Here is a 25,588-nt window from a genome sequence, read left to right on the forward strand (position 1 = left end):
GCTACAGTGCCGTCATGGATGCAGGAGGTTCGTGATGACGCGTTGGCTTTTGTTGCTGGCGATCTTGCTTGCGCTCACTGCGACGGCGGCACCTGCGCCGACGCCAGCGAACTCGCCGATGGTCGCCCGCGTGTCGCTCAACGGACCGATCGGCCCCGCCGCCGCGGAATATTTCGACGATGCCGCGGAACGCGCCGTTGCCGATGGCGCGGTAGCGATCGTGCTGCAGTTGAACACGCCCGGCGGTCTTTCCGATTCCATGCGCCAGATCATCGCCGGCATGCTGGCGAGCAAGGTGCCGGTGCTGGCCTACGTGGCACCGGGCGGGGCGCGGGCCGCCTCGGCCGGAACCTATATTCTCTATGCGGCCCAGATCGCCGCGATGGCGCCGGCCACCCATGTTGGCGCGGCAACGCCGGTAAAACTGGGCGGCAGCACGCCGATGCCGCTGCAGAAGCCGGATGCAGGGCCGGCGGCGGCATCCAGTACGGGCAAGGCCGCGGCGTCCGAGGACGCCGAATCGAACAAGGTCCTCAACGATTCGATCGCCTATATCCGCTCGCTGGCACAACTGCGTGGGCGCGACGCGGCCTGGGCCGAGCAGGCAGTGCGCGGCGCCGCCACGTTGACCGCCAGCGAGGCGGCGCAGAAGCACGTCATCGATTTCGTGGCGAACGACGCCGCCGACCTGCTGGCCAAGGCCAGCGGGCGCCGCGTGCAGGTCGACGGCGAGACGGTCACCCTGCAGTTGGCTGATGCCACCGTGCGTGATTACGCGCCGGGTTCGCGCAGCCGCTTTCTCGGCATCATCACCAATCCCACCATTGCCTATCTGTTGCTGTTGGCCGGCATCTTCGGCCTAGGGCTGGAAGCCCTGCATCCCGGCGCCATGCTGCCGGGCATCGTGGGCGGCATCGCGTTGCTGGTCGGTTTGTATGCGTTGCAGTTGCTGCCAGTGAATTACGCCGGCCTGGCGCTGATGGCGCTGGGCATCGGCCTGCTGGTGGCCGAGGCGGTGACGCCCACCGTCGGTGTGTTTGGCGTGGGTGGACTGGTTTCTTTCGTGTTGGGGTCGATCATGCTGATGAATACCGGCGTGCCGGGTTATGCGGTGAACCTGGGTGTCATTGGCGGTATCGCGGTATGCGCCGCGGGTCTGCTGGTACTGGTCGTATGGCTGGTGTTCCGCTCGCGCCGCTCGCTCCAGGTGACCGGCGACGACGCCATGCGCAGCGATGTCGCCGAGCTGCTCGAACCGGTGGGGGACAACAACGAAACATGGGTCCTGGTGCGCGGCGAGCGCTGGCGCGCCCGCTGCGCAACCGCCCTGCCCAGCGGCGCGCGGGTGCGTGTCGTCGGGCGGGAGGGTTTGCTGTTGCGGGTCGAGCCCCTCTGAAGCGCTCGGAAAGCGGCGCCGCGGGCCATTCCGCGGTGCCGTTCCAAAAACTGTTGATGGGAGAGAGTCATGTTTGGATTTGTCGGTGTCCTGGTCATCATCGCGATATTGCTGCTGTTCTCCGCGGTGAAGATCCTGCCGGAGTACCAGCGCGGCGTGATCCTGACGCTGGGCCGCTATACGGGCACGCGCGGGCCCGGTCTGGTGCTGCTGTTGCCGGTGGTGCAACAGATGATCCGGGTGGACCTGCGCATCACCGTGATGGACGTGCCACCGCAGGATGTGATCTCGCGCGACAACGTGTCGGTGCGCGTCAACGCGGTGGTGTATTTCCGCGTGGTCGAGCCAGACAAGTCCGTGCTGCAGGTGGAGAACTTCCTGCAGGCCACCAGCCAGCTGGCGCAGACGCGGCTGCGCTCGGTGCTGGGTCAGCACGAGCTGGACGAGATCCTGTCGCAGCGCGATTCGATCAACCAGACCTTGCAGGCCATCCTCGATGAATCCACCGACCCGTGGGGCATCAAGGTCGCAAACGTCGAGATCAAGGATGTGGACCTCAACGAGACCATGGTGCGTGCCATCGCCCGCCAGGCCGAGGCCGAGCGCGAGCGCCGAGCCAAGGTGATCCATGCCGAGGGCGAGATGCAGGCAGCCGAAAAGCTGCGCGATGCCGCGGCGATGCTGTCGCAGCAGCCGCAGGCGTTGCAGTTGCGCTACCTGCAGACGATGGCCGACATGTCGCACACCGGCAAGTCGTCCACCATCGTGTTCCCGTTGCCGCTGGATCTGATCCGGCCGCTGATGGAGGCGTTCCCCGCCGCCATGCGCGCCAAGGATGACGACAAGCCGATCACCTGGTAACCGGGAAGGGCGCCGGCTGGGAGCGTGGGCGGTGGAAACCAAGGGAGCGAGGCGAAGCGCTTTTGAGTCGGGTTTTTCGATCGTTTGAGGAAGATAGCCGTAGCTATCTGACGAAAAGGAGCGGAAAACCCGGCCAAAAGCGCAAAGCTGCAGCCCCTTGCGTTTCTGCCGTCCACACTCCTGGGCTGGCGCCCTTCGTGACTATCGATCACGCGGCGCATCAGGCGCACAATCGGCGCTCCCCCCTTCGATGCAGGAGTACGTCATGCGTCTGACTGTTCTCGCGGCGTTGCTTGTTCTCGCCTTGCCCTCGGTGACCCTGGCTGAAACATCGGCCCCCACGGTTTCCGATGCCGTCGCCAAGGCCGTTGCCGATCCCGCGCGGCAAGCCGACCAGTCCGATGATGCCCGGCGCAAGGTGGCGCAGGTCATGGCCTTCACCGAGGTGAAGCCGGGCCAGAACGTGCTGGAGCTGATGCCCGGCAGCGGCTATTTCACCCGCGTATTCAGCGCCGTCGTGGGTACGCAGGGGCACGTGTATGCGGTGGTGCCGAATGAATACGCCAAGGTCGACGATGAAGGTGTCGCGACGATCAAGGCATTGGCGGCGAACCCGCATTACGCGAATGTGAGCGTGCTGACCCAGCCGGCGGCGATGCTGCGCGCACCGGAATCCGTCGACCTGGTGTTCACCTCGCAGAACTACCACGACTATCCCGACCCGTTCATGGGCAAGGTCGATCCGGTGACGCTGGATCGGCAGGCGTTTGCGGCGTTGAAGCCGGGTGGCGTGTTCGTGGTGATCGACCACGTGGCGCCGGCAGGTTCGGGCATGCGTGATACCAACACGCTGCACCGCATCGATCCGGCGATCGTGAAGACGCAGGTGGAATCGGCCGGCTTCGTGTTCGATGGCGAGAGCGATGCGCTGCGCAACCCGGCCGATCCGCACGACATCAAGGTGTTCGACAAGTCGATACGCGGCCACACCGACCAGTTCATGTACCGGTTCCGCAAGCCCGCGAAGTGATGCGTGGATGGTGTCGCGGTGGGATGTGATACGTCCCGCCGCAACATTGTCCGCGATGCTTCAGCCGCCGATGACGCCCAGCTTGCGACCCACCCGGGTGAATGCCGCAATCGCCCGGTCGAGTTGCTCGCGCGTATGCGCCGCGCTCATCTGCGTGCGGATGCGTGCCTGGCCCTTGGCCACCACGGGGAAGAAGAAGCCGGTGACGTAGATGCCTTCGTCCAGCAGGGCGTTGGCCATGGCTTGCGCCTTGGGTGCGTCGTAGACCATCACCGGCACGATCGGATGCACGCCCGGTTTGATGTCGAAACCCGCGGCGGTCATCTGCTCGCGGAAATGGCGAGTGTTCTCCTGCAGCTTCGTGCGCAGTTCGGCGGCGCTGTCCAGCATGTCGAACACCTTGATGCCGGCGGCGACCACGTGCGGCGGCAGCGAGTTGGAAAAGAGATACGGCCGCGAGCGCTGGCGCAACAGTTCGATCACTTCCTTGCGGCCGGTGGTGAAGCCGCCCACAGCACCGCCGAGCGCCTTGCCAAGGGTGCCGGTGAAGATGTCGATCTTGTCCATCACGCCATGCACTTCCGCCGCGCCGCGGCCGGTGTCGCCGAGGAAGCCGGTGCAATGGCATTCGTCGATATGCACCATCGCGTTGTACTTCGCCGCCAGCGCGGTGATCTCAGCCAGCGGCGCGATCACGCCATCCATCGAGAACGTGCCGTCGGTGGTGATCAGCTTGGTTCGCGCACCGGCCGCGTCGGCAGCCTGGAGCTGGGCTTCCAGATCCGCCATGTCGCTGTTGGCGTAACGGTAGCGCTGCGCCTTGCACAGGCGGATGCCGTCGATGATCGATGCGTGGTTCAAGGCATCGGAAATGACCGCATCCTGCTCACCCAGCAGCGGCTCGAACAGGCCGCCGTTGGCATCGAAGCAGGCGGCATAGAGGATGGTGTCCTCGGTGCCGAAGAAGGCGGCGATCTTCGCCTCCAGTTGCTTGTGCAGGTCCTGCGTGCCGCAGATGAAGCGCACGCTGGCCATGCCGAAGCCGTGCGTGTCCAGCGCATCCTTGGCGGCCTGGATCACCTCGGCGTTGTCGGCCAGGCCGAGGTAATTGTTGGCGCAGAAGTTCAGCACCTTGCGACCGTCTTCCAGCTCGATCTCGGCGGACTGCGGCGAGGTGATGATGCGTTCGGCCTTGAACAGGCCCTGTTCGCGGATGGTTTGGAGTTCGCTGGCGTAACGTGCCTTGGCTGAGTAGCTCATGGGGATTCCGGCCGATGGGAAAGCTCGATTTTGACCGCTTGGCGCGGTGCAGGGAAGGAAGCCCGGCACGGTGTGCGGGGCGCTATTGCTTCAGGCTGAAATCCGCGCGCGTGCTCTTGCCCTTGTCGTCGATGCCATTGGCGTCGAGCTGCGGTTGCTGCAGTGATACGCGTGCATCGTCCAGCTTGCCCTTCAGCCACGTTTGCACGGCTGCGGCGCGGCGCTCGGCCAGCGCGCGCATGGCCTTGGCGTCCACTGACACATCGGTTTCCATCAGGCTGCGCATTTCGTCGGGTTCGAGCGACTTTTTCAGGCCGAGGAAGTTGCGCGGCTTGTCCTGCAGATCGTCATGGCGATAGGCGCGACGCAGGTATTTTCCGTACTCGTCGGGGGTGACGTTGACCGCTGCCAATGCGGCGTCGGACGTGTCGGCGTCCTTGCCTTCGGTGTTCAGCAACTTCTCGCGGCGCACCAGGTTTTCCACCGTGACCTTGCGCAAGCCGTCCTGGTCCTTGCTTGGGTCGACCCGGCCGATGATGCCGAGCTTGAGCGAGGGTTTCTGTTGCAGCAGGGTCACGATCTTGCCCAGGCGCGCCTGTGCCGCCGTGTCGAGTACGGCCGAGCCCGGCGCGAACTCGACATAACCGAGGTCTTCGTCGCTGCCGCCAAAGGCGCCGGCCAGCAGGCGGAACGGGGCAGTGGCGGCCTTGGCGATCAGGTTGCCGATGGCGCGCCAGATCAGCCCGCCCATGCTGAATTGCGGGTCGTCCAGTGAGCCGGACACCGGCACGTTCACGTCGATGTTGCCCTGGGTGTCCTTGAGCAACGCCACCGCCAGCTTCACCGGCATGTGCTTGATGCCAGGGCTTTCGTCGCGCGCGCCGAAGGTGAGCTGGGTGATGAAGATGTGGTTGTCAGCCTTGAGCTTGCGGTTGTCCAGCATGTAGTGGACGTCCACGTTGAGCTTGCCGGCGGTGATCGGATAGCCGGTGTAGCGGGTGGAGTAGGCGGCGAGACGGGTCAGTTCGACCTCGTTGGCCTTGCCCTTGATGTCCAGGAAGGCCACTGGTTGCAGCGGGTTGATACTGCCGTCGATGTCCACCGGCGAATCGTCGTCCAGCGCCGCCTGTACCGACAGCGCGGCCGGCGGGTCGCCCGGGGTGGTGCCGAACGCGCCGATCCTGCCGGTGAGCTTGGTGAGGTTGGCGGTGTAGTTGGGTTTGATGAAGTTGTCGGTGTAGTTGAGTTGGCCGTTGACCAGGGTGATGTCGCCGATATGGATGTCGGGCGGAGGCGTGGCTGGCGCGGAGGTGGCGACTGTCGCGGTCGACGTGGCGGCGGGAGCTTGCGGCAGTGGTGTCGGCGTGGCCGGCGTGGCCGGCGTGGTGCCGGCGGCGCGGGTCACCGACACCGGTGCGGCTTCGGGTGAGGCAACCACGTCGGCCAGGTTCAACTTGCCGTCCGCGTTGACGATCATGCGGGCGTAGAACGAGGTGAGGGCGAGGGCGCCGATGTGTATGCGTGGAGCGTCCTCGCCGACCCTGGCGTCGAGGTTCACGGCGCTGAGCGTGCGCCAGCGCAGGAAGTCGTCATCGGTGAGCTTGTCCTGCACGCGCACGCGTTCCAGCGCAGCGTTGCCTTGGTAGCGCAGCTTTGGAGTATCGCCGCGGCCGTCGTAACGCAGCTTGCCGTTGCTGGTGAGCCGGGCGGCGGCCACGGTCACGTTCAGCGGCACGCTGATGTACGGCTCGAAGCGGGCGATGTCCAGCCGCCTGGTTTGCAGTTGCAGATCGGCACCCAAGGGCGAGGGCCGCAGCTTGCCGGAGGCGGCGAACGTGCCGCGATCGATAGTGCCCTGCAGCTTGAACGGACGTGCGTCGCCCAGCTTGTCGTTCAGGTTGTCGATGCTGCCCTTGAGCGACTTCATCTGCAGGCTGACCGGCTTGGCGCCAGCGGCGAAGTCGGTGAAGGCGAGCGCGCCATCATCGAGACCGAGGTGGGCGATGCTCCAGTGCCAGGGCTGGTCGTGTTCTGCCGCGACAGCGGCCTTTCGCTGGCCGGCCGGTGCTGCCAGCAGTTCCAGCAAGCTGAGGTCGCCGTTGTGCTGCCGCTGCAGTTTCAGGTCGAGCTTGCTGACGGTGACCGTGCCCAATTGCGCCTGGCGGCTGGCCAGGTCGAGCAGGCGCAGTTCCGCCTGCAGTTTGCCCCAGGCCAGCGGCGTGCCGTGTTCCTTCGACGGTGCTTCAAGCGCGAAGCCACTTACCGTGGCGTGCGCGTCGGCCAGGTGCACGTTGAACGCCTTGCCCCAGTCGAGCTGCAACTGACCGTCGGCGTCGAGCTTGCCCTTGGTGACCTGAGCGGCCATGGGCGGCGCCATGGCTTGCAACGGGGCCACATCCACCTGCTTGAGGCCGAGTCGGGCGGCCAGCCGGCTGGCGGCCAGATCCAGCGTGCCCTTGGTCGACAGCGTGCCGCCGCCCAGCCGGGCGGCCAGATCGATGCGGCCGGCGGGAGCAGGTTGCAGGCTCAGGCCCTGCAGCGTGCCATGCAGGTCATCCAGATCGAGCTTGTGCCTGGTGGCGTCGGTGTAGCGGATGGTGCTGCCAGCCAGCGCCAGCGAGGCGATGCGCAGATCGGTCGGCGTCGCGTCGGGCGCGGCTGGTGCTGAGCTGGTGGTCAGGCTGTCGAAGTTGCCGTGGCCGTTGGCGCCTTGGGTGTAGTGCAACTGCGCACGGTCCAGTTGCAGCGCACCCAGGTGGTAGCGCGAAAGCAGCGGTTGCACGTCGGCCAGCTCGACGCGGCCGTGGCCGAGTTCGAGGATCGGCTCGCCGCGATTGCTGGCGAGCGCGAAGTCGTCCAGTTGCAGGTGTCCGGTCAGTTGGAGTTGGGGCGTTGGCCTGGTTTGCGCGAAATGCAGCTCCAGGTCGCCGCTGAGCCGCCCTTTGGGCACGGCCACCGGCAGTGGCACGGGAACGTAGGTCAGGTAGCGCGGCAGGTCCAGCTGGTCGAGCTGGAAGTGCATCACTGCTTCGCGGGTATCCGTGAAGGGCTTGGTGTGGCCGTCGATGCGCAACGGGCTGCCGTCTACCCGCAGTGACAACAGCGGCTGCACAAACACGTCGGTGTCGCTGGGCAGGTTGGCGATGAAGGGAATGCCCAGCTCCAGTTGCTCGACGTGGTGGCTGGCCTTGGTCAGCTGGTCATCGAACTGGATGTCACCCGCGTGCACGCCGATGTTGGAGAGCGAGAAGCGCGCCGGTGGCGCCTTCGGGTCCGCGGGCTCGGAAGCGTAGCGTTCCAGCAGGTCGGTGAAGTTGAAGCGCCCGTCGGCAGTGCGCACGATGTGGATCCGCGGGTGCTGCAGGCGCAGCTCGTCCAGCACCGGCGCGCGGCGGAACAGCGAGGTCCACGAGACGTTGATCACGGCTTCGTCGACGTCCACGAAGGGCGCGCGGCCGTCGTGGTCGGCGATGTGCAGCTGGTCCAGCTGCAGACGCAAGGTGAACGGGTTGAAGTGCACCGCGCTCAGCGTCACCGGCCGTGACAGGGCAGTGCTGGCACGCTTCTCGATCTGGCCGCGGATAATCGGCGGCGCGGCGAGGAAACCCAGCAGGCCGAACACCACCAGCACGATGGCGGCGATCAGCGCGATCTTGCGCGCGCGATGCGACTGGTACAGCTGCCGTGCCTTGTCGCGGGTTGTCGCCAGGTGGGCACCTGCCATGGAGCGAAGGGCATTCATGCGAACTTTCCGGTGGCGTCATGGGCCGGCAACAGCCTGCCGGGCCTTCCTTGCAGCCGGTGGCGGCCGGCTACGGGAAGTTTACGCAGATACCGTAATGCGGGTGCCGGTGATGCGTCGCAATCGTTCAGCTCCAGGAGCAGACGATCTTGCCGCACTGGCCCGCATCCATCAGGTCGAAGCCGCGCTGGAAATCGTCGATGGCGATCTGATGGGTCAGCACTTTCTGCAGCGGAAAGCCGGTCAGCACCATTTGCGTCATCTTGTACCAGGTCTCGTACATCCTGCGGCCGTAGATGCCTTGCAGGGTGAGGCCCTTGAAGATCACCTTGTCCCAGTCGATGCCGGCGCCGCGCGGCATGATGCCGAGCATGGCGATCTTGCCGCCGTGGTACATGCAGTCGAGCATGTCGTTGAACGCGCGCGGGTTGCCGCTCATTTCCAGGCCCACGTCGAAACCTTCGATGTGCAGGTCCTTCACCACGTCGCCCAGCGACTGGTTGGCCACGTTGACTACCCGCGTGGCGCCCATGTCGGCGGCGAGTTTCAGCCGGTAGTCGTTGACGTCGGAGACCACCACGTTGCGCGCGCCCACGTGTTTGCAGATACCGGCGGCGATGATGCCGATGGGACCGGCGCCGGTGATCAGCACGTCCTCACCGATCAGGTCGAACTCCAGCGCGCAATGCGCGGCGTTGCCGTAGGGGTCGAAGAACGCGGCCAGCTCGGACGAAATCTGGTCGGGGATAGGCCACAGATTGGAGGCGGGCATGCTCATGTATTCGGCGAACGCGCCGTTGCGGTTCACGCCGATACCGACGGTGTGGGGGCACAGATGCTGGCGACCGGCGCGGCAGTTGCGGCAGTGGCCGCAAACGATGTGGCCTTCGGCCGAGACCCGGTCGCCGATCTTGTAGCCGGTGACGCCGGGGCCGATCTCCACGATGCGTCCCACGAATTCATGGCCGATGGTGAGGCCGGGCTTGATCGTGCGTTGGCTCCACTCGTCCCACTTGTAGATGTGCAGGTCGGTGCCGCAGATCGCGGTTTTCTCGATCTTGATCAGCACTTCGTTCGGGCCGACCTCCGGCACCGGGACTTCTTCCATCCAGATGCCCTGTTCGGGCTTGCGCTTGACCAGCGCCTTCATCATCTTGGGCATCACGGTTCCATGATCGGCGCGCGCTCTCGCGCATGCTTCGATTATAGAACCGCGCTGACAAGGGCCGCCTGCCGAAAGTCACGCGACGCCGGCGATGACGCGATGCGTTCAGCCTTTTTTGTCGTCGCGCCACAGCGCCTGCCAGCCCGCGTGGCCCAGCCGCTCCAGGCTGGCGATGTTGTTGCGGTAGATGGCATCGGTGTCACTCATCGATTCCATCGCCCGCTCCACGCTCGCCTCGCGCAGCAGGTGCAGCGTGGGCCAGGGCGAGCGGTTGCTGAAATTGGTGATGTCGTCGGGGCTGCTGTCGGCAAACTGGTAGTCCGGATGGAAGCTGGCGACCTGCCATATGCCTTCCAGCCCCAGCGTCTGCAATGCCGCATCCGCCACGTCGAGGAAGTCGTTGTAATCCAGGAAATCGGTGAGCACGAACGGGTGGATCAGCAGGCCGGTTTCGCACTCTTCGGGCGTCAGCGCGTTCAGCGATTGCAGTTCGCCGCAGAGATCATCGAGCAGCGCGTCGGTGTCGCGTGCATGGCTGACGCGCATGCGCAGCTTGCCCTGCACGTGTGGGGCACGGGCGAATGGGCAGAGGTTCAAGCCGATCACGGCGCGCTCCACCCAGCGCGTGGTGTCGGCGATGTACGAGGCGTCCTCGGGCAGGGCGTCGGCGTTGAGGCTGGGTGTATCGGGCATGGGCGTTTCCGCAGATGTCGGTGGGGCGGACTATAGCCGCATGGGCGTTACGGCTCGCGGCATGTGACGACGCCTTGCAAGGCATCGTCGCCGACCGGATATAGGATGGGTCTCTCCTGCCGATCGGCCTCCGCATGCTCAAGCTGCGTTTCGACAATGCGTTTGTCCGCGAATTGCCCGTCGACCCCGAGCGGGGTGCGGGCTTGCGCCAGGTTGAAGGCGCGCTGTATTCGCTGGTCGAGCCCACGCCGGTGGCCGCGCCGCGGTTGCTGGCGTATTCGGCAGAAACCGCGGCCCTGCTGGGTATCCGCGCGACGGACATCACCACGCTGGCTTTCGCGCGGGTATTCGGCGGCAACGCGCTTTTGCCGGGCATGCAGCCGTTCGCGGCCAATTACGGCGGCCACCAGTTCGGCAACTGGGCCGGCCAGTTGGGGGATGGGCGCGCGATCTCGCTGGGCGAGGTGATCAATGCAGCCGGCGAGCGCTGGGAAGTGCAGTTGAAAGGTGCCGGACGCACGCCGTATTCGCGCGGTGCGGACGGGCGCGCCGTGTTGCGTTCGTCGATCCGCGAATTCCTGTGCAGCGAGGCCATGCATCACCTGGGCGTGCCGACCACGCGCGCGCTCAGCCTGATCGACACCGGTGAGGCGGTGCTGCGCGACATGTTCTACGACGGCCATGCTGCGCCGGAACCGGGTGCCATCGTGTGCCGTGTGGCACCCTCGTTCATCCGTTTCGGCAACTTCGAATTGCCGACGTCGCGAGGCGATGACGCGTTGCTGCGGCAACTGGTCGACTTCACCATCCGCCGTGATTTTCCCGAGCTTGGCGGGGAGGGCGAGGCGCTGTACGGCGAATGGTTCGGGCAGGTGTGCGAACGCACCGCGCGCATGGTGGCGCACTGGATGCGGGTGGGTTTCGTGCACGGCGTGATGAACACCGACAATATGTCCATCCTGGGTCTCACCATCGATTACGGCCCCTACGGCTGGATCGACAACTTCGATCCGGACTGGACGCCCAACACCACCGACGCGCAGCGTCGCCGTTACCGCTTCGGCCAGCAACCGGACGTGGCGTGGTGGAACCTGAGCCGGCTGGCCGGCGCGCTGGCGCCGCTGTTTTCGGGTGTCGAACCCTTGCAGGCCGGGCTGGATCGCTACGCCGCCGCGTATGCCGCGGCCGACCGCGCCAACATCGCGGCCAAGCTGGGCCTGGTCGAATGCCGTGACGAGGACGTGGCGTTGATGCAGTCGCTGCACACGCTGATGGCGCGGGCGGAAGTGGACATGACGCTGTGGTTTCGCGGATTGAGCGACATCGACCCTGACGCGCCCACGCTGGCGCCCATGGACGACGCGTTCTACGACGCCTCGAAGCGGCGTGACGCGGAGCCGGCGCTGGACGAGTGGCTGAAGCGCTATGTCGAGCGCCTGGCCACCGATCCGCAAACCGTCGCCCAGCGCCGCGAGCGCATGCGCACGGCCAATCCCCGCTACGTCTTGCGCAATTACCTGGTGCAGAACGTGATCGACCGGGCGCAAGCCGGTGATGCCAGCGGCATCCAAGAACTGCTCGACGTAATGCGGCGGCCTTACGACGACCAGCCGGGGCGCGAGGCGTTCGCGCAGAAGCGCCCTGACTGGGCGCGGCACAAGGCGGGATGCTCGATGCTTTCGTGCAGCTCCTGAGACGGGCGGCGTGCTGCCGCCCGCGCAGGTTCGTCCGGCTTATTCCACCGTCACCGATTTGGCCAGGTTGCGCGGCTGGTCCACGTCGGTGCCACGCAGCACGGCCACGTGGTAGGCCAGCAACTGCAGCGGCACGGTGAACACGATCGGCGCGATGAAGCTGCCACCGGAAGCCACGCGCAAGGTGGCGCCGTTTTCGGTCATGTCGTCCATGCCGGCCGCGCCGTCGGCGAACACGATCAACCGGCCGCCGCGGGCACGCACTTCCTGCAGGTTGGATTTCAGTTTGTCCAGCAGCGGGCCGTTCGGCGCCACCGCCACCACCGGCATCTTCTCGTCGACCAGCGCCAGCGGGCCGTGCTTGAGCTCGCCGGCCGGGTACGCCTCGGCGTGGATGTAGGAGATTTCCTTGAGCTTCAGCGAGCCCTCCAGCGCCACCGGGTAATGCGCGCCTCGGCCCAGGAACAGGGCGTGCTGGCGATGGATGAATTCGGCCGCCAGTTCGACGATGGCCGGCTCCAGTTTCAGGGCGTCCTCGATGGCGCGCGGCAGGTGTTGCAGCTCGGTGCACAGTTGCGCATGACGCGCCGGGTCCATGCCGTTGCGTTGCGCCAGTTCCAGTGCGAACAGCGCCAGCGCGGCGAGCTGGGTGGTGAAGGCCTTGGTCGAGGCGACGCCGATTTCCGGGCCGGCGCGGGTCATCAATTTCAGATCCGCCTCGCGCACCAATGACGACTCGGGCACGTTGCAGATCACCAGCGTGCCGAGATAGCCGCGGCGGGTCGACTCGCGCAGCGCCGCCAGCGTGTCGGCGGTTTCGCCCGATTGCGAAATGGCGACCAGCAAGGTGTCCGGCGGCACCACCGCGTCGCGGTAGCGGTATTCGCTGGCCACTTCCACGCTCACCGGCAGGTGGGCGAATTCCTCGATCCAGTATTTGGCGACGAGGCCGGCGTGGTAGCTGGTGCCGCAGGCGATGATGTGCACGCCGCGCGTGCGGCGCAGCAGCTCATCGCTCTCGATGCCGAAGATGTTGGGCAGCACGCCGTGCGGCCCCAGCCGCGCCTCCAGCGTGTCGGCCACGGCGCGCGGCTGTTCGAAGATTTCCTTCTGCATGTAGTGGCGGTACTCGCCACGCTCGACCGCATCGGCGGACAGCTCGCTTTCGTGCATGGCGCGCTCGACCGGCTGGCCGTCTAGGCCGCAGATCTGCACGCTGTCGCGGGTGATCTCGACCACGTCGCCTTCGTCGAGGTAGATGATCTTGTTGGTCACCTGGATCAACGCCTGCGCGTCCGAGCCCAGGAAATTCTCGCCAATGCCCAGGCCCACCAGCAGCGGTGCGCCGCGGCGGGCGCCGACCACGCGGTCGGGCTCGTTGCTGCTGACCACGGCGATGGCGTAGGCGCCTTCCAGTTCGCGCACGGTAGCCAGCACGGCATCACGCAGTTTCAGTCCGCTGCTCAGTTGACGGTCGATCAGCGCGGCCATCACCTCGGTATCGGTTTCCGAGGTGAACACGTGGCCGGCCTGCTGCAACTCGGCGCGCAGGCTGGCGTAGTTCTCGATGATGCCGTTGTGCACGATTGCCACGTGGCCGGCGATGTGCGGATGGGCGTTGGCCTGGCTGGGCACGCCATGGGTGGCCCAGCGCGTGTGCGCGATGCCGGTGCCGCCGGGCAGGGGGGCAGCCAGGTAAAGCGCTTCCATCTCGCGCACCTTGCCCTTGGCGCGCACACGCTGGATATCGCCACCGGCCAGCACGGCCAGGCCGGACGAGTCATACCCGCGATATTCCAGTGCCTTCAGGCCAACGATCAGCAATGGCGCCACATCGCGCTGGGCAACGGCAGCAACAATTCCACACATCGGAGAAATCCTTTTGGATTGGTTGGCGGCGGGTCGCGGTGACGCGCCGGAAGTGGTCAGTTGACCTTGCGGCGCAGGTAATTCAACAGATCGATGCGCGTGATCAGGCCCAGGAAATCGTCGCCGTCGACCACGATGGCCACGTGCCCACGCTCGAATACCGGCAACAGCGCGGTAATCGGTTCGCGCATGTCCAGCATGTGCAGGTCGCTGATCATCGCCACGGAGACAGGATCGCGGAAGCGGGTCTCGTCGGTGTGGACGTGCATCAGCACATCCGACTCGTCGACGATGCCCACCAGCTTGTCGCCATCCATCACCGGCAACTGCGACACGTCGTAGAGTTTCATGCGGGTGTAGGCGGTGACCAGCAGTTCGTTGGGGCCGATCACCACCGTGTCGCGCTCGGCGTAGGGGCGCAGCAGCAGGTCGCGCAGGTCGCCGTGCTGCTTGCGCTCCAGGAAGCCGTTGTCGAGCATCCAGTAGTCGTTGTACATCTTGGACAGGTATTTGTTGCCGGTGTCGCAGACCAGCGTCACCACGCGCTTCGGCTCGGTCTGCTCGCGGCAGTATTTCAGCGCGGCGGCGACCAGCGTGCCGGTGGATGAACCACCCAGCACGCCTTCCTTCGCCAGCAATTCGCGCGCTGTGAGGAAGCTTTCCTTGTCGGCAATCGCATAGGCCTTGCGCACGCGGGAGAAATCGCTGATCAGCGGCAGGAAGTCCTCGCCGATGCCCTCGACCATCCAGCTGGCGGATTTGGTCGAGAGCGTGCCTTCATTGATGTACTGGCAGAGGATCGAGCCGACCGGATCGGCCAGGATGATCTCGGTGGCCGGCGAGTGTTCGGCGAAATACTGCGACAGGCCGGTCAGGGTGCCGGAGGAGCCGCAGCCGACCACGATGGCGTCCACCTTGCCATCCATCTGGGCGAGGATCTCCGGGCCGGTCGACTGGATGTGCGCGGCGGGGTTATCCGGGTTGCCGAACTGGTTGATGAAGTAGGCACCGGGCGTTTCGTTGGCGATCCGCTCGGCCATGTCTTGGTAATACTCGGGATGGCCCTTGGCCACGTCCGAGCGGGTCAGCACCACTTCGGCGCCCATCGCCTTGAGGTTGAAAATCTTCTCGCGGCTCATCTTGTCGGGTACCACCAGCACCAGCCGGTAGCCCTTTTGCTGCGCCACCAGCGCAAGGCCGAGGCCGGTATTGCCGGCTGTGCCTTCCACCAGGGTGTCGCCGGGCTTGATCTTGCCCGCGCGTTCGGCGCCTTCGATCATCGAAAGGCCGATGCGGTCCTTCACCGAGCCGCCGGGGTTCGCGTTCTCCAGCTTCAGGAACAGCTCGCAGCCCCCCGTGTCGAGGTGCTGCGTGCGCACCATCGGGGTGTTTCCGATCAGTTCCAGGACGCTTTGGTGGATCGTCATGGTTGCTCCGTTGCAAGAAGGGGTCGGGCGCCATGCGCCGCGTGACAGACGTCAATGATAGCCGAGCAGATGGGCGATTCCGGTGCGCGCGTGGTGCCAGAACGGCGGCGGCCCCGGCATCCGTCTTTCGAAGGAGGCCGGGGCCGCGTGTCATGTCAAACCGGGCAGGTTAATGCGTGAGGGTTCTGCGACTTTCCCACATCCGTTCGAGCCGAGCCTTGGCCTGCAACTTTTCCTTCTTCATGCTGTTGAGGGTGAGGTTGTCGATGGGGAGTACGCCGATGTCGGCATCGTGGACTTTGCTGTCGAGTTGCTTGTGCCGTTGATAGAGCCGGCGGAATTCGGCATCCGCCTTCATCAAAGCCTCGACATCGTCACGCTGCTGGTTTTCAAACATGATCCGACCTCCTCGCGAGTGGGCTGGCGGGCGCCTGGTTGCGGTCGCCCGCAGACGTATGAATGCATGCGCGCACCAACGACCCGCGCCGGGACTCCGGAATCGCGGGTGGGGATGTGAACGCTGATGGGCATGAATTCAGGTCAGTGACCCATGGGTCAGGGTGCCCATGGGACTTTGACCCTACACCGGCCCGGGGGGGTTAGCAAGCTGGTTTCACGGCTTGTTTGAACGCGGTCAAATTAAAAGAAAAAACCTGTCGAAACAGGCTTTTGCGTTCAGGTTGGCGGTGGCGGACAAAGTGCGTGACGGGGCTTGGTGTGGCGCGGTCTTCGGGCTGTCGGGTGCCCGTATTTTTGGGCATTTTCGCAAGCACCGGCCCCTCTCCTGTGTCCTCTCCCCAAGGGGGAGAGGAGGTCACGGTCGCTTCGGACTTTGCGGTGCGTTGGCGCTACGGACCTACTTCGAGGACACCGGATAGCTCCCTCTCCCCTGCAGGGGAGAGGGTTGGGAAGAGGGGCGGTGCTCGCGGGAAACCGACGTCGCGATTTACGGCTTCTTCGGTTTCGGTGCCGGGGTGGCTGCGGGTGCTTCGTCGCCGCTTTGCATCTGTGAACGCATCGCCTTGGCCACCTTGGTCGCCAGCTCGGCTTCACGCCGTGCGGCCCTGGCGACCTTGCTCTGGGCGGCGGCGAGCCGCTTGGCTTTTGCGGCCTCGTTGCGGGCCTGCTCGGCAGCCTGCGAATACGCTTCACCCTGCTGTTGCAGACGGGCGGTTTCTTCCTGCGCCATCTGGTACTGCATGCGCTGGCGCTCCAGCTCGCGGCGTGCCCGGTCGGCTTCGCGGCGGCTGTTGTCGAGCAGGATCTGGTCGTGCTCGCGATCGAGCTGGGTCAGCTTGAGCTGGGCATCCTGCAATTGCGCCGCAGCCTTGGCCAGGTCCACCCGGCGCTCGGCCAGATACAACTCGTGCGCGCGGTCGCGCGAACGCGCCTGGGCCAGCCGGTTGATTGCATCGTGGGCGCGTCCCTGTTCGGCCTGGGCGTAATTGCCCAACGTGGGATCGTTGGCCAGTTGATCGAGGCTGTTGTTGAGGCGGTTGACGTCGATGTCGTCCTGCGCCGCATGCACGGCTTGTGCGCCAGCCAGGGCCAGCAGTGCACCGGCGAAAAGGGTGGGGAAACGTTTCATGGCTGGCTCCCCTGTGCAGTGGGATCGGGAGTCTGGTCGGGTTGGGCCGGGGTGCTGGGTACGGTCTGAAAACCTTCGCCCGGCGCCGGTGCGGTGAGTGCCGAAGCCGCCGGTGCCGGCATGTCGTCGAGTTGCGGGGCGGCGTTCCCGGTGGGTGCGTAGTCGTTCTCCGCCGGGGCAGGGGATGACGCATCCTGCTCACCCTGTTGGCGCAGTCGGGCGTTCTCCTGCACCTTGGCCTGGATCTGCGCGCGCGCCGCGCCCAGTCGTGCCTTGGCCCTGGCCAGTTCGGCGTCGGCCCGCGATTCATCGGCCAGATTGGCGGCGTCGGCATATTTGCGCTGCGCCATCGCGTTCTGTGCCTGCTGGAACTTGTCCTGCGCAAACCCCAGGTCGACCGGCGCGTAATCGGCCGCATCGGCGTCGCGTGCGGCCTGCAACTGGTTCTGCGCCAGGTTCATCGCATTGTCCGGTGGCGGCACGCTGGCGCAACCGCCAATAATCAGCGCCACGCCCAGGGCGGTCGCCATCGCAAAAAGTCGGCGGGAGGCCCGCGCCGGCTGGAAAAAGATGTGCACCATCACATTCCTAATCGAGTTTTGAAGCGTATTGTGTGCAGGCATAATCCTTCATTGCAACGCACACTGTTACAGGGGTCATACGTGGACATCGGTTACTTCCTGAAGCTCATGGTAGACAAGGGCGCGTCCGACATGTTCCTGTCGACAGGCGCCCCCGTGAACATCAAGGTGGAGGGCAAGCTTTACCCCTTGGGCAATACCGGACTGCCCAACGGCATGGTCAAGAAAATCGCCTATTCGCTGATGGACGAAGGCCAGGTGCCGCAGTTCGAGCGCGACCTGGAACTGAACATGGCGCTGGCGGTGAAGGACGCCGGCCGTTTCCGCATCAACGTGTTCAAGCAGCGTGGCGAAGTGGGCATGGTGATCCGCGCGATCAAGAGCGAGATCCCCAGCATCGACCAGCTGCAGCTGCCGTCGATTTTCCGCGACCTGATCATGGAGCCGCGCGGCCTGATCCTGGTGGTGGGCGCCACCGGCTCGGGCAAGTCAACCACGCTGGCGGCGATGCTCGACCAGCGCAACAGCAACTCGTCCGGCCACATCCTCACCATCGAGGATCCGATCGAGTACCTGCACCGGCACAAGAAATCCATCGTCAACCAGCGCGAGGTGGGGCTGGATACGCACAGCTACCACGAGGCGCTGAAGAACGCGATGCGCGAGGCGCCGGACGTGATCATGATCGGCGAGATCCGCGACACCGACACCATGGAAGCGGCGATCGCGTTCTCCGAAACCGGCCACCTGTGCCTGGCCACGCTGCACTCCAACAACGCCGACCAGACACTGGAACGCATCCTCAACTTCTTCCCCGAATCGGCGCACAAGAACGTGCTGATGAACTTGGCGCTGAACCTGCGCGCGGTGATCAGCCAGCGCCTGGTGATCGGCAAGGACGGCCGGCGCATTCCCGCCGCCGAGGTGCTGCTGAATACCCCGCTGATCCGCGACATGATCCGCCGTGGCCAGACCCACGAGATCAAGGAAGCGATGGATCGCAGCCTGCAGGAAGGCATGCAGACCTTCGACCAGTCGCTCTACCGGCTGTACAAGGAAGGCCGCGTGGAGTTGGAAGAAGCGCTCAACAAGTCCGATTCACGCGATGGCCTGGCCCTGAAGATCCGCCTGGCCGAAGGCGGCAGCAACGCGGAACTGGCGGGCAACGACCCTTACGGCATGGGTTTCTGAGCCACCGGGCGCCGGTCCAAACGGGCGCCCACAAGGACAAACATCCACGCCTCATTCCAGCGTGGTGCGCCGGGGCGGCTCCTGTGCTTCCTCCACCCGATTGCGGTACAGCGCCGCGCGCACCAGCAGCATCAGCGTGATCGGCGTGGTCAGGGTGAGGAACACGCCGATCAGGATCTCGTAGAAGATCGGCCGCCCGTGCGCCACCGAGAAGCAGATGATCGAGCCGGCCAGCATGAAGAACGCGCCGAAGGTGGTACCCAGCGTGGGTGCATGCACGCGCTTGTAGAAATCCTTCAGGCGCAGCAGGCCCAGCGAGCCGACGAAGGCAAAGCCCGAGCCCAGCAATACCAGCACTCCCACCAGCACGGCGGCCCACGGTGGCAGCGCGTCGAGATGGTTCATTCGATCACCTCGCCACGCAGCAGGAACTTGGAAAACGCCAGCGTGCCGGCAAAGCCCAGCAGGGCAATGATCAGGCCCGCCTCCACATACAGCTCGCTGCCGGTGCGAATGCCGATGCTGAGCAGCAACAGCATCGCGTTCACATACAGCGCGTCCAGCGCCAGCACGCGGTCTTGCGCGCGCGGCCCGCGCACCATGCGGATGATCGAGAAGGCCATCGCCAGCAACAGCAGGTATTGCGCCGCCACGATGGCGAACGCCAGGAAACCATGGCTCATTGGAAGATCTCCAGCAGGGGCCGCTCGTAGCGTTGCTTGATGGTGTCGATCCAGCTTGCCTCGTCGACCAGATCCAGCACGTGGATCAGCAGCACGTTGCGGGCCGAGTCGTGATCGACCCAGATCGTGCCCGGCGTCGAGGTGATGATGCAGGCCAGCGCGGCCAGCCCGTAATGGTCGGTGAGCTCCAGCGGGATCGCTACGAAGCCCGAAGTGAACCGCCCGCGTCGGCGCAGCACGATCCACGCCACCGCCAGGTTGGAGCGCACGATGTCGCGCAACACCCGCAGCAGCAGCTTGCCCAGCAGCGGGTAATGACGCACCCGCGCCCGTGGCGGACGCAGCTTGCCGAACGCCCACGCCAGCCCCAGCGCGATCACCACGCCGCTGGCCACGGTGGCTGGCGCCAGGCTCTGCCGCAGCAGCAACCAGGCCAGCAGCAGGAAGCCGGCCATCAGCGGATGCGGCAGCCAGCGCCTCACGGGAACACCGCGCGGATGTAATGGGCCGGTGCGTGCAATTGCTCGGCGGTGGCCGCCAGGTAGCGCAGCGGGGCGTCGGCCCACACGCTCAAGGCCAGACACGATCCCAGCAGGATCAGCACCGATACGGCCTCGCCCAGGCGGATGGGGGGGAAGGTCCAATCCTCATCGGCCCAGAAAATCTGGATGCCGGTGCGGCACATCGCGATCACCGTGCAGAAGCCCGCCACCACCACCAGGGTGAACAACGCTATTGCGCCGCGGCCCGCCCCGGTTTCCAGCATCGGTGCCAGCAGGGCGAATTTGGCCAGGAAGCCGGACAACGGCGGCAGCCCGGCCAGCACCAGCGCGCAGACCAGGAAACACATGCCCAGCAGCGCCACCGGCGCCGGCAGCGTGGCGCGGTTCTCGTCTTCGTCCGCGTACAGCGCCTCACCGGCCGGATCGTACGGTTCCAGCAGTGGCGTCGCCTCGGCCTCGTCGTCGGGCGCCAGCATGCCGGCCAGCAGGAAAAACGCGGCGATTGCCAGGGTGGAGATCACCAGGTAAGCCAGCGCGCCCGCCGTGACCGCCGGATGCTGCAGGCCGATCGCGCCGAGCAGGGTGCCCGAGGAGATGAGCACGTTGTAGCCGGCCAGCTTGCCCAGGTCGCGCGCGCCCAGCATGCCGACCACCCCGACCGCCACCGTCGCCATGCCGCCCCACAGCAGCCAGCTGTCGCCGAAATGGGCCGAGGCCGGGCCGGCATCGCTGCCGAACAGCAACAGGCTCAACCGCAGCAGCACGTAGACCCCCACCTTGGTCATGATCGCGAACATCGCGGCCACCGGCGACGTCGCCGCGGCGTAGGTGCGCGGCAACCAGAACCCCAGTGGCCACATCGCCGCCTTCACCAGGAACGCCACGCCCAGGATCGCGGCGCCGGCATGCAGCAAGGCGCGCGTGTTGTCCGGCACCGTGGGAATCAGCTGGGCCAGCGCCGCCATGTTGAGCGTGCCGGTGACCCCGAAGATCAGGCTGACACCCACCAGGAACAGCATCGAGGCGAGCAGGTTGACCGCGATGTAATGCAAACCGGCGCTGACCCGGCGCGCGCCCGGCCGATGCAGCGCCAGGCCATAAGTAGCCGCCAGCAGCACCTCGAAGAACACGAACAGGTTGAACAGGTCCCCGGTGAGGAAGGTGCCGTTCAAGCCCATCAACAGGAACTGGAACATCGGCTGCACCGGGCCGCCGGGCTGTTGCCAGCGACCCAGCGCGCACGGCAACAGGGCCAGCGCCAGCACCGCGGTAAGCAGCAGCATCAGCACCGACAGCCGGTCGGCCACCAGCACGATGCCGAACCGGGCCGGCCAGTCGCCAACGCGGTAGACCGCCGTCAGGCCGTCGCCGGCCACTGCGCCGGTCACGCCCACCAACAGGGCGGCGGCCAGCAATACCAGCGCCACACAGGACGCCACGCTCAACGCGGCCACCAGCCGTCGCCGCCGCTCGCCCAGCAGCAATTGCAACGCGGCCACCAGCAACGGCAGCACGATCGGCAATACCAGCAGATGCGCGCTCATGGCGTGCCGTCCTTGCCGTCGACGTGGTCATTGCCGGTGAGCCCGCGCGAGGCCAGCAGCACCACCAGGAACAACGCCGTGGTGGCGAAGCTGATCACGATCGCGGTCAGCACCAGCGCCTGCGGCAGCGGGTCGGCGTACTGCGTGATGTCGGCGCCGCTGCGCAGCACCGGGTCCGCGCCCGTGCGCAAGCCGCCGATGCAGAAGATGAAAAGGTTCACCGCGTAGGAAATCAGGGTGAGGCCGATGATCACCTGGAACGTGCGCGGGCGCAGCAGCAGCCACACGCCCGATGCCGCCAGCACGCCGATCGCCAATGCCAATACCGCCTCCATCAGCGATCTCCCTCGGCATCGACCACCGGCTCGCCCAATACCCGCGGGCGGCGCAGCGACTGGTGCGCCAGCGCCACCAGCATCAATGACGTGGCGCCCACCACCACGAAGAACACGCCCAGGTCGAACAGCATCGCCGTGGCCAGCGGCAGCTCGCCCAGCAACGGTATGTCGGCGTGGCGCGAGTGCGAAGTGAGGAACGGGTAGCTGAACGCGAGCGAGCCCAGGCCGGTGCTCACCGCCAGCAGCAAGCCGGCGCCGATCCAGCGCAACGGCGCCACCCGCAGGCGCACCTCCACCCAGCGCGCGCCGCGCGCCATGTACAGCAGCACCAGCGCCACCGACACGGTGATGCCGGCGGCAAACCCGCCACCAGGCAGGTCATGCCCGCGCAGGAACAGATGCAGGCCGAACAGCACGATCACCGGCGCCATCAACTGCACGATCAGGCCCGGGATGCGCAGGTAATCGGCCACTACCGAAGCGGTGCCGTTGTCGCTGGCCTCGAAGGCTGCCTGCAACCGTTGCTGTGCGGGCGCGTCCACGCTCTCGATCGCCGGACGGAAGCGGCGCAGCAGCGCGAAAACCGTCAGCGCCACGATCGCCAGCACGCTGATTTCGCCCAGGGTGTCGAAGCCGCGGAAGTCGACCAGGATCACGTTGACGACGTTGTGGCCGCCGCCCTCGGTGTACGCGCGCTCCAGGAAAAAGTGCGAGATCGAATCGGCCACCGGATGCAGCATGGCCGCGTAGGCCAACGTCGCCAGCCCCAACCCCACGCCGGCGGCGATCACCATGTCGCGACGGCGGCGCAGGCGGGCACGGCGGCTGTCCGGTGCCATGCCGCTGATGCGCTTGGGCAGCCAGCGCAGGCCGAGCAGGATAACGATGGCGGTGACCACCTCGACCAGCAACTGGGTCGCCGCCAGATCCGGCGCCGACAACCACACGAAACTGATGCACGACACCAGGCCGGCGCCGCCGGTGAGCAGCAGCGCGGCGAGTCGATGGAACTTCGCCTGCGTCGCGGCGCCTATCGCGCAGGCGCCGCCGAGCAACCACAGCAGTGCGAACGCGGGATCGACACCCGAGCCATGCAGCGACAGCGGCAGCGACGAACCCCACATCGCCATGCCCGCCGCCAGTGATGCGGCCAGCACAATCAATAGCAACTGCGGTTGCAGCCGGCGACTGGGGAACAAGCCTTCCAGCGCGGCCGGCAAGGTGGCGGTGAGCAGCGTCAGCATCCATTCGAAGATCCGCCTGCCGCTGAACCGGCCGAGCAGCGGCAGCGTTTCGCGCCCCGCGAAATAACCGCGCAGCACCACGTAGACCACACACCCGGCCACCAGTGCGATCGCGCTCATCAACAGCGGCGGGGTCAACCCGTGCCACACCGCCAGGCTGAACGCGGGCGTGGCCTCGCCGAGCACCGAATACGCCGCCGCGCGCAACGGTGGCCCGATCACCCGCGCCGGCAGCATGCCCACCAGCACGCAGGCCAGCGCCAGCAGGCCGATCGGCAGGCGCATCCAGCGCGGCGGTTCGTGCGGTTGGCGCGGGTAATCGTCGCGCGCGGGGCCGAAGAACACGCCCAGCGCGAAACGCAGTGAATAGACCACGCTGAACGCGCTGGCCAGCACGGCGATCGCCGCGGCGGCCATGTCCACCGCGGGGCCGCGATGGGTGGTCAGCGCCACCGCGAAGAACATCTCCTTGGACAGGAAGCCGTTGAGCAAGGGCACGCCGGCCATCGCGGCGCTGGCGATCACCGCCAGCGTGGCGGTGATCGGCATGACGTGGCGCAGGCCGCCCAGCCGCCGCAGATCGCGCGTGCCGGTTTCGTGATCCACCGCACCGGCGGCCATGAACAGCGATGCCTTGAAAGTAGCGTGGTTGACGATGTGGAAGATCGCCGCCACCGCGCCGAGCGTGCTGCCCAGGCCAATCAGCATGGTGATCAAACCCAGATGGCTGATCGTCGAATACGCCAGCACCGCCTTCAGATCCTGCTGGAACACGGCTGCGGTTGCGCCCAGCAGCAGGGTCAGCAGGCCGGCGCCGCCCACCAGCCAGAACCAGGCGTCGGTACCCGACAACACCGGCCAGAAACGCAGCAGCAGAAACACGCCGGCCTTGACCATCGTGGCCGAATGCAGGAACGCCGAAACCGGCGTCGGCGCCGACATCGCCTGCGGCAGCCAGAAGTGGAACGGGAACTGCGCGCTCTTGGTCAGCGCGCCCAGCAGCACCAGCACCAGCATCGGTGTGTACAACGCGTCGGCGCGCACCTGTTCACCGGCGGCCAGGATCACATCCAGGTCGTAGCTGCCTGCGATGTGACCCAGCAACATCATCCCCGCGAACAGGCACAAGCCGCCGCCGGCGGTGACGATCAACGCCATGCGCGCGCCCTCGCGCGCCGACGCGCCCTGGTTCCAGTAGCCGATCAGCAGGAACGAGAAAATGCTGGTCAGCTCCCAGAAAAACACCAGCTGGATCACGTTGCCGGACATCACGATGCCCAGCATCGAGCCCATGAACGCCAGCAGCAGCGCGCAGAAACGATTGAGCGGATCGTCCGGCGGCATGTAGTAGCGGGCATACACACCCACCAGCAGGCCGATGCCGCAGATCAGCATCAGGAACAGCCAGCTGAAGCCATCCACGCGCAGCACCAGATCCAGCCCCAGCGACGGCACCCAATGGACGACGTGGCGCAACGCGTGGCCGCCATCCATCGCCGGATAGATGCCCACCGCCAGCAACAGGCACGCCGCCGCGGTGGCGATCATCAGCCATGTCGCCCATTGCCGCCCACGCACCATCAACACGACCACGCTGGCCAGGAAGGGCAGGCAGAGCATGGCGAGTGCAGCGAGGTCGTAAGGCATCGGGCCACCGTTCGGGGAATACGCCGGCAGCACCGGTCGCGCAGCGCACGCATCGCCATGCGCTTCCGCGGACGGAAGGCATGAGTCGCGAAAACGAGCGCCATTTCCGAGTCTACAGGCCGCGTCGATCTACCCGCAAAGCTCTATAGTCGTGGTCGCGCTGTCGGGTTCAAACGGCCGGCCGCGCCTTCATGTCAACCTGCAGGGACCACGGAGAGCGCGCATGACTGCGATCGCTTCAAGCCTCGCGCCACCGCAAAAAATACTGCTGGCGACCGATCTGCGCAGCCACGGCGACCGCGCCCTGGATCGCGCCGCGCAACTGGCGCAACAGTGGCAGGTGCCGCTGCATGTCGTGCACGTGCAGTCGTGTCCCGCCGAGGACGAGTTGTCGCCGATCAACCAGCCGTCGTGGCGACAGGGCTACTCCAGCCCGGTCCTGGTGGAGCGACAGATCCGCCGTGATCTGCGCCAGGAGATCGCCGACCTCACCATCCACGTGGCCGATGGCAACCCGGCCGACGCCATTCTCGAAACCGCCGTGCAACAGGGCTGCGACCTGATCGTGCTGGGCGCGTCCGAACCGTCGTCACCGAGTGCGCTGGGGCGCGTTACCGAGCAACTGCTGCGCAAGTCGCCGGCTTCGTTGCTGGTGGTCAAGAGCCGGCCGCACGATGCCTACGCCAACGTGGTGGTCGGTACCGATTTCACCGCCGAATCCCGCTTTGGCCTGACCACCGCCGCCAAGTGGTTTCCCGCGGCCCGGCTGGCGTTGATGCACGTGCTGGATATCCCGTACACCTCGTTGTGGCTGGATGCGGAACACAGCAGCGACCTGGCCCGCATGGAAATGGCCACGATGCGATCGTTCCTGGACGACACGCCGCTTGCCGCCGACGTGAAGGAGCGCGTCGTACCCCTTATCGAACATGGCCACCCGGAAATCGTGCTGCGCGACCATGTGATGCGGGAAGAGGCGGATCTGGTGGTGATCAGCGCGTTCCGCCGCGGCCTGGCCTTTCATCTGCTCGTGGGCGGCACCTCGCGGCGCATTGTGCCGGCGGTACCCAGTGATGTGTTGTTGGTGCGGGCGCAACAATGATGTCGCTCCCCGGTTGAGTTGCCCGAAGAT

The 25,588-nt window shown here is 66.0% G+C and carries 21 protein-coding genes; 6 read left to right on the forward strand and 15 right to left on the reverse strand.

Annotation, left to right across the window (positions count from 1 at the left end; all coding sequences use genetic code 11):
• The first annotated feature begins 34 nt into the window (after positions 1-34).
• From ACFPK0_RS08210 to ACFPK0_RS08220, 3 genes are all read left to right on the forward strand, one after another.
• Positions 35-1,396: an NfeD family protein gene (locus ACFPK0_RS08210; RefSeq protein ID WP_056603934.1), complete on the forward strand. Its 1,362-nt coding sequence runs from the start codon at positions 35-37 to the stop codon at positions 1,394-1,396.
• 69 nt (positions 1,397-1,465) lie between these two features.
• Complete coding sequence (locus tag ACFPK0_RS08215) at positions 1,466-2,257, forward strand: slipin family protein (RefSeq protein WP_056079319.1); 792 nt, start codon at positions 1,466-1,468, stop codon at positions 2,255-2,257.
• A 265-nt stretch (positions 2,258-2,522) separates the two neighbouring features.
• On the forward strand, positions 2,523-3,287 hold the full coding sequence (locus ACFPK0_RS08220) for a class I SAM-dependent methyltransferase (protein WP_056080936.1): 765 nt from the start codon (positions 2,523-2,525) through the stop codon (positions 3,285-3,287).
• A 60-nt stretch (positions 3,288-3,347) separates the two neighbouring features.
• On the opposite strand, the gene kbl is transcribed toward ACFPK0_RS08220, so the two are convergent.
• The 4 genes from kbl to ACFPK0_RS08240 form a co-directional block, all read right to left on the reverse strand.
• Entirely contained in the window at positions 3,348-4,547 is a 1,200-nt protein-coding gene (kbl, locus tag ACFPK0_RS08225) for a glycine C-acetyltransferase (RefSeq protein ID WP_056079316.1), read from the reverse strand.
• Between the two features lie 82 nt (positions 4,548-4,629).
• Positions 4,630-8,289 carry a DUF748 domain-containing protein gene (locus ACFPK0_RS08230; protein ID WP_377339708.1) on the reverse strand — a complete coding sequence of 1,220 codons (3,660 nt, stop codon included), beginning with the start codon at positions 8,287-8,289 and terminating at the stop codon, positions 4,630-4,632.
• A gap of 127 nt (positions 8,290-8,416) precedes the next feature.
• On the reverse strand, positions 8,417-9,439 hold the full coding sequence (gene tdh, locus ACFPK0_RS08235) for an L-threonine 3-dehydrogenase (RefSeq protein WP_056080933.1): 1,023 nt from the start codon (positions 9,437-9,439) through the stop codon (positions 8,417-8,419).
• A gap of 120 nt (positions 9,440-9,559) precedes the next feature.
• On the reverse strand, positions 9,560-10,147 hold the full coding sequence (locus ACFPK0_RS08240) for a DUF1415 domain-containing protein (RefSeq protein ID WP_377339710.1): 588 nt from the start codon (positions 10,145-10,147) through the stop codon (positions 9,560-9,562).
• A 134-nt stretch (positions 10,148-10,281) separates the two neighbouring features.
• Between ACFPK0_RS08240 and ACFPK0_RS08245 the strand changes: the two genes are divergently transcribed.
• Positions 10,282-11,841 (forward strand): protein adenylyltransferase SelO, encoded by a 1,560-nt coding sequence (locus ACFPK0_RS08245; protein WP_377339712.1) that lies wholly within the window; start codon positions 10,282-10,284, stop codon positions 11,839-11,841.
• A gap of 39 nt (positions 11,842-11,880) precedes the next feature.
• Here ACFPK0_RS08245 and glmS read toward each other — a convergent pair whose 3' ends face one another.
• The 5 genes from glmS to ACFPK0_RS08270 all read right to left on the reverse strand — a co-directional run bounded on the left by glmS (position 11,881) and on the right by ACFPK0_RS08270 (position 17,255).
• Positions 11,881-13,710 (reverse strand): glutamine--fructose-6-phosphate transaminase (isomerizing), encoded by a 1,830-nt coding sequence (gene glmS / locus ACFPK0_RS08250; RefSeq protein WP_056079304.1) that lies wholly within the window; start codon positions 13,708-13,710, stop codon positions 11,881-11,883.
• A gap of 56 nt (positions 13,711-13,766) precedes the next feature.
• The gene (locus ACFPK0_RS08255; RefSeq protein WP_056079301.1) at positions 13,767-15,137 is read right to left on the reverse strand and encodes a pyridoxal-phosphate dependent enzyme; all 1,371 of its coding nucleotides are present in this window, start codon (positions 15,135-15,137) and stop codon (positions 13,767-13,769) included.
• Between the two features lie 169 nt (positions 15,138-15,306).
• Positions 15,307-15,534 carry a YdcH family protein gene (locus tag ACFPK0_RS08260; protein WP_007081045.1) on the reverse strand — a complete coding sequence of 76 codons (228 nt, stop codon included), beginning with the start codon at positions 15,532-15,534 and terminating at the stop codon, positions 15,307-15,309.
• 549 nt (positions 15,535-16,083) lie between these two features.
• Entirely contained in the window at positions 16,084-16,725 is a 642-nt protein-coding gene (locus ACFPK0_RS08265) for a hypothetical protein (RefSeq protein ID WP_056079299.1), read from the reverse strand.
• On the reverse strand, positions 16,722-17,255 hold the full coding sequence (locus tag ACFPK0_RS08270) for a DUF4398 domain-containing protein (RefSeq protein WP_235577512.1): 534 nt from the start codon (positions 17,253-17,255) through the stop codon (positions 16,722-16,724). Before ACFPK0_RS08270 ends, ACFPK0_RS08265 begins: the two co-directional genes overlap by 4 nt.
• Before the next feature lie 132 nt (positions 17,256-17,387).
• Here ACFPK0_RS08270 and ACFPK0_RS08275 point away from each other — a divergent pair, with 132 nt between their 5' ends.
• Positions 17,388-18,497: a PilT/PilU family type 4a pilus ATPase gene (locus ACFPK0_RS08275; protein WP_056079296.1), complete on the forward strand. Its 1,110-nt coding sequence runs from the start codon at positions 17,388-17,390 to the stop codon at positions 18,495-18,497.
• Positions 18,498-18,548: 51 nt separating this feature from the next.
• On the opposite strand, the gene mnhG is transcribed toward ACFPK0_RS08275, so the two are convergent.
• Genes mnhG through ACFPK0_RS08305 form a run of 6 tightly spaced genes read right to left on the reverse strand, consistent with a single transcriptional unit; the run spans position 18,549 to position 24,456 of the window.
• Entirely contained in the window at positions 18,549-18,902 is a 354-nt protein-coding gene (gene mnhG / locus ACFPK0_RS08280; protein WP_377339716.1) for a monovalent cation/H(+) antiporter subunit G, read from the reverse strand.
• A complete protein-coding gene (locus ACFPK0_RS08285) occupies positions 18,899-19,180 on the reverse strand; it encodes a K+/H+ antiporter subunit F (protein WP_056079290.1) in 282 nt (93 codons plus the stop codon). Before ACFPK0_RS08285 ends, mnhG begins: the two co-directional genes overlap by 4 nt.
• The gene (locus tag ACFPK0_RS08290; protein ID WP_056603912.1) at positions 19,177-19,662 is read right to left on the reverse strand and encodes a Na+/H+ antiporter subunit E; all 486 of its coding nucleotides are present in this window, start codon (positions 19,660-19,662) and stop codon (positions 19,177-19,179) included. Before ACFPK0_RS08290 ends, ACFPK0_RS08285 begins: the two co-directional genes overlap by 4 nt.
• Complete coding sequence (locus tag ACFPK0_RS08295; protein ID WP_377339720.1) at positions 19,659-21,227, reverse strand: monovalent cation/H+ antiporter subunit D; 1,569 nt, start codon at positions 21,225-21,227, stop codon at positions 19,659-19,661. The genes ACFPK0_RS08290 and ACFPK0_RS08295 overlap by 4 nt, the downstream gene beginning before the upstream one ends.
• Positions 21,224-21,562, reverse strand: a complete 339-nt coding sequence (locus tag ACFPK0_RS08300; RefSeq protein ID WP_056079278.1) for a Na+/H+ antiporter subunit C — start codon at positions 21,560-21,562, stop codon at positions 21,224-21,226. The genes ACFPK0_RS08295 and ACFPK0_RS08300 overlap by 4 nt, the downstream gene beginning before the upstream one ends.
• Positions 21,562-24,456, reverse strand: a complete 2,895-nt coding sequence (locus tag ACFPK0_RS08305) for a monovalent cation/H+ antiporter subunit A (protein WP_377339723.1) — start codon at positions 24,454-24,456, stop codon at positions 21,562-21,564. Before ACFPK0_RS08305 ends, ACFPK0_RS08300 begins: the two co-directional genes overlap by 1 nt.
• A gap of 223 nt (positions 24,457-24,679) precedes the next feature.
• On the opposite strand from ACFPK0_RS08305, the gene ACFPK0_RS08310 reads away from it, so the two are divergent.
• Positions 24,680-25,558, forward strand: a complete 879-nt coding sequence (locus ACFPK0_RS08310) for a universal stress protein (RefSeq protein WP_377339725.1) — start codon at positions 24,680-24,682, stop codon at positions 25,556-25,558.
• Positions 25,559-25,588 lie beyond the last annotated feature (30 nt).

The organism is Rhodanobacter ginsenosidimutans, assembly GCF_042655685.1.
Classification (GTDB): domain Bacteria; phylum Pseudomonadota; class Gammaproteobacteria; order Xanthomonadales; family Rhodanobacteraceae; genus Rhodanobacter; species Rhodanobacter ginsenosidimutans.